1 protein-coding gene is annotated in these 296 nt (G+C 54.7%); it reads right to left on the bottom strand.

Annotated elements, in window-relative coordinates:
* Positions 1-296: PrpR N-terminal domain-containing protein (locus PZH32_RS13135; protein ID WP_275208694.1), on the bottom strand; the 296-nt coding region annotated here is incomplete at both ends.

The raw sequence follows: 296 nt of genomic DNA, 5'->3' as shown, positions 1-296 counted from the left end.
GGATTCAAATCCCACCACCGCGATTTTATCCGCAAGGCCAAAAGCGCGGTTGACTGCGCGCAGCATGTCCACGCTCGTATACCTAAGCTCCAGCACATGCGTTTTGAGGGCTGCTTTAAGCAGGGCAGCCGTGCCGCCGTTGCTGACTACAACCATGGCCTGTCCCTGGTCGATATGGCTTTGGGCAAGGCGCACTGCATCTTCCAGCGCTGCTTCATAAACAAGAAAGCTCTCGCCGATGCGGCTGAAAATGTTGCTGATAGTGTTGGTAATCGGTTCGCTTGGGGTGATGAACA

This window comes from Adlercreutzia equolifaciens, from assembly GCF_029076695.1.
In the GTDB taxonomy this organism is placed as follows: domain Bacteria; phylum Actinomycetota; class Coriobacteriia; order Coriobacteriales; family Eggerthellaceae; genus Adlercreutzia; species Adlercreutzia equolifaciens_A.
This window is presented reverse-complemented; position numbering and strand designations above follow the sequence as displayed.